4 protein-coding genes are annotated in these 3,944 nt (G+C 55.6%); 3 read left to right on the forward strand and 1 reads right to left on the reverse strand.

What is annotated here, in order from left to right; genetic code table 11:
- Positions 1–19: 19 nt before the first annotated feature.
- On the reverse strand, positions 20–376 hold the full coding sequence (locus tag HXY34_05020; protein NWF95480.1) for a hypothetical protein: 357 nt from the start codon (positions 374–376) through the stop codon (positions 20–22).
- Positions 377–613: 237 nt separating this feature from the next.
- Between HXY34_05020 and HXY34_05025 the strand changes: the two genes are divergently transcribed.
- The 3 genes from HXY34_05025 to HXY34_05035 all read left to right on the forward strand — a co-directional run bounded on the left by HXY34_05025 (position 614) and on the right by HXY34_05035 (position 3,848).
- Entirely contained in the window at positions 614–1,156 is a 543-nt protein-coding gene (locus HXY34_05025; protein ID NWF95481.1) for a hypothetical protein, read from the forward strand.
- Positions 1,157–1,159: 3 nt separating this feature from the next.
- Positions 1,160–2,818 carry a DUF11 domain-containing protein gene (locus tag HXY34_05030; protein ID NWF95482.1) on the forward strand — a complete coding sequence of 553 codons (1,659 nt, stop codon included), beginning with the start codon at positions 1,160–1,162 and terminating at the stop codon, positions 2,816–2,818.
- Between the two features lie 97 nt (positions 2,819–2,915).
- Entirely contained in the window at positions 2,916–3,848 is a 933-nt protein-coding gene (locus HXY34_05035; GenBank protein NWF95483.1) for an arginase family protein, read from the forward strand.
- The last annotated feature ends 96 nt before the right edge of the window (positions 3,849–3,944 follow it).

The following is a 3,944-nucleotide window of genomic DNA, read 5'->3' on the forward strand; positions in this document are numbered from 1 at the left end:
CGTTGAAGTAGCGGATCCATCAGTAGTCGTCCTCCAGCACACTCAGGTATGTTGCTCTTGCGCTGTCACCAAACTCGCGGCACATGCGGACAAGCAGAGCCAGCAGAGGGTGTTCGTTGTTTATTCTGATTGCGTACAGTCTCGGGGTTAGATGGTCTATCATTATCAACTTGTCTTCTTCGAGGTGTGCCAGAATGCCCCGGTAGAGGCTTCTCGACTTTCCGCTGTATCCTATGAGCCGGCACAGCTGGACTCCGCTGACGGACTTGGGAAAGACATGGGACAGGGCCATCAGAATTGCTCTCTTGGTCTCATTGAGGGACGACATCAGCTGAAGAAGCTCATATGCTGTATGTCTCGAGTCCCCGTTTTCCATGACGTTATCACGCCCCCAACTAGTTGCTTGTGTTCATGAGTGCACATCAGCAAATCGAACAGGCAGCGTGTCTTGACGTGCCTCTCTTCGTGATACTATTTCTGTCTGTTGGCCAACGCCATTGCAACCGCATAGACTGTCAACATAGAGTTAATAGAGTATGTCGCGCAATAGACTGAGGAGAAACTCAACTCGGAGGCACTTACTATTCCATTCGGTTCGAAGTACTTCGGTTGGTTGCTGGCACTCCTGATAGTGTTGGCAGCCGGTTGGTACCTCCTTCCCGCGGGGTACAACACACTGGTACTCTGGTTGGCTCCTCAGCTGGGAAACTATGTCCGTCCAACTTTCGTCATGGTAAACGCAATGCTCGTCAACCCGTTGAACAACCCCGTCATGGTGGCCGTGTGGGCCGGGGCGGGTCTTGTCGGGGGCATGATGGCAGGTACAAAGGGTGGAGCTGTCGTCGTGGCCATCTTCACGTGGTTGAGCTGTCTGCTCATTCTGGCCTACTGCGTCATCCAACTCGTCATTGGCGGAATCAACTTGGGCACCATCCCGCCCATCCCACCAGGTGAGTCACTGACCAGCGTCCTTGGAATCCCACTCGTTCAGAGCGCCATCACTGACCTCATACCCCTGATTGCAGGGGGTGGAGGAGGTGGCATGCCTGACCTGCAGTCGATAATAATGCCATTCGTGATCTATCTCTTGGTGCCCGTGATAGTCATCACTGTCACTGCCATCATTGGTAGCATCATACGGCCAAAGGAGAAATGAGAGATGAGAGACTACAAGCACGCATTTGGAATCATACTGCTCCTCTGCCTCGGTCTTGCACCGGCAGTGGCTGCACTGACAAGTAGCAGTTTCATCCCTGCTCAAGAAATGAATCCCGAAGACATCCTGGAACAGCTCCTGATGCAGGGCGCAGAGGCCGCATTTGTCGCCTTGGGTCCTGACGGAGTCCCTGTCGTGATGTACGGCCAGATGGGATTCCTCGGTCAGGAGTTGGATCTTGACAACCCGATATACGATGGTTGTGTCGTGATGGCACTTGCCTCGACCCACGGAGAACTCGTCCAGTACGTCTTTGACATGATTGGTCTCTCTGGGGGCGAAGGCGGGCTGATGTATGGCCTGTCGAACCAGTACCTGCCTGCACAGGAAGGCTTCAACCCTGGAAGCATCTTCGACATGATTGGCACCGAGTTCAATCTTCTTGCTACGGCCTTTGTCAATGTTCAAGAGGGCGTAGCAGCTGGCAGAATGTCTCAGATTCTGACGCTTCTGGCAACACAATTCCAGTTCTCATTCGCTGATCTCCTGATCCTACGAATCGATGAGAACAGCGTTCCGCCCGAGATGTTGCCGTTGCCATTCGACTCCATTGACATCTTCCTCTACTCCGTGACCAACTCGTTCCAGTCCGCTGTGAACGCCGTGTTCCAGGTGATGCGCGATGGCAGCTTCGCAGATGGCATCAACAAGGACCTGATAGTCAACGCAAGGGCATCTGCAGCAGGTCTTCTGGCTGTCCCCGATGTGAAACTCCTCATCGATCTGGTTGAGTCGATTGGCGGAGGAGGATCAACGCCTCCCCCCATGAGTCTGACTGAACAGCCCTTCTCTTCGTTCTTCACATCCCAGTTGCCCAACGTCACCGAGCCGATAGTGATTGCGGCGGCGGGGTACGTCGGAGAACAGGTGGTGTCGTCGGAGAGCACAAGTCTAGGCATGGCCAGTCTGTTCGGCACGGCATCGTTCACTCCTCTGAGCGGAGCCATATCGATAGCCCTCATGCTCCTGCCTCAGAACGTCAACGTCACCTCTATCACGCCGTATGCAGAAAACTACTCATTCTACGACAACGAGTCTGGGATGGTGTTGTGGAATGCCACTAACTTCGGAGCTCAGTCGGACTACGTCGTCCACTTCCAGTCTGATGACTTCCCACCACCCCTCACCCTGACCCGCTCGTTCGCGCCTGCATCACCCGAGATAGGCGGCTCTACGACAGTGACAGTAGTTCTGAAGAACAATGGGTCTGTGCCCATAGAGAACATCAGTCTATCAGACACAGGAGTTGGCAGCCTGTACTCCTCGGTCACGGTCACCGGCACTACCAGCACGTATGCGGCCTCGCTAGCCCCTGGCGCGACCTTGACCCTGACATACACTGTGTCGTTCTCCAATGAAGGCAAGTACACCTTCCCCAAGGCCACTGCGAACTACACTTACAACGGGAACTTCTTTACGAAGACTACGCCCGTCGATGGAGTCCTTGTCGCAGCTACCCCCGGCTCCGCTATCCTTCAGGGTCTCATGGATGGCATGCCCTATACTGGGCTTGTGCTGGGTCTGGTTGGGCTTGTCGGCCTCTACAGTGTCTTCGGCATTGTCCGTGGACGCGGTGGCGGTGGCGGCACCTATCAAGTCTAGAATAATGAGCCTGGCAGCAGCAGCTGCCGGGCCCGCTCTTCTTTTGTCCTCCTCGGTTGCTTTATCTGACCAACTTCTGATTGACTCTTGAGTGTTCATGGTGCTACGTGAAGAGCTCAGAGGCTATCTGAAGGGACCTGACGCGTTCTTTGGGATTCCCGCTCCCGAGTCGGGCGAACCCGATGTCGGAGTCCTAGGTGTACCATATGACCTGACTTCCAGCTACTACCCCGGTTGCAGGTTCGGTCCTGCCGCTGTGCGGCGTGCAACGACAAGAGAGAGGTCTCACAGCCAGCCTCTCTCTGTTGATGTCACACCAGACCGAGAGATGGTACTCCTTTCTGAGAGCATGACACTGGAGGACATCGGGGACCTTGAACTGGAGGGGCGTGTGCCGGAGATGGCCATGTACGACATATCTGACGCTGCAACCAAGCTCGCCAGTAGGAGCAGCAGACTCCTCTTCATTGGCGGAGACCACTTCGTGACCTACCCTCTGGTGAAAGGTCTCAAGAGAGGGACCAGACTCAACCTCGGTCTCATATGGCTTGATGCCCACGCCGACTACTACGGTGACTACGGGGGTCTCGCTCTGTCTCATGCCACGACCCTGAGAAGGATAGTCGATGGCGGGTTCGTGGACGCTGGCAGAGTCGTCGCCTTCGACATGCGGGCCGCACTTTCCGAACACAGACGCGAGCTTATACAGGCGGGTGCCAGCGTCTGCTTCGACCACGAGTCCTTCTCTTCTGCCATCAGAGAGCTTGCTGACCGCGTCGACACGGTCTATATGACGGTAGACCTTGATGTGTTGAGACCGGACCAAGTGCCTGGCGTGTCTCATCCAGAGTCGGGAGGTCCTGATGTGACGGGACTGGTACGGCTGATTCGTGACTGCTTCGCATCATGTAGCCTTCGGTTCGCCGACCTAGTAGAGCTGAATCCGCTGCTCGACTCGACCGGCATCGCATCGGTTGCGGCAAGGGACATAGTGAAGGAGATACTGGTAGGCTTCAGCACACAGGACTGATTGGGAGTCAAGCCACCAACACACTCGGCCCTCCCTGCTGACAGAACCACGCAGTGGGGAATCACAGGAGCCAGAAGTTGCGCCCGTACGCGGGCC

The sequence above is a fragment of the Candidatus Thorarchaeota archaeon genome (assembly GCA_013388835.1).
Lineage (GTDB): Archaea > Asgardarchaeota > Thorarchaeia > Thorarchaeales > Thorarchaeaceae > JACAEL01.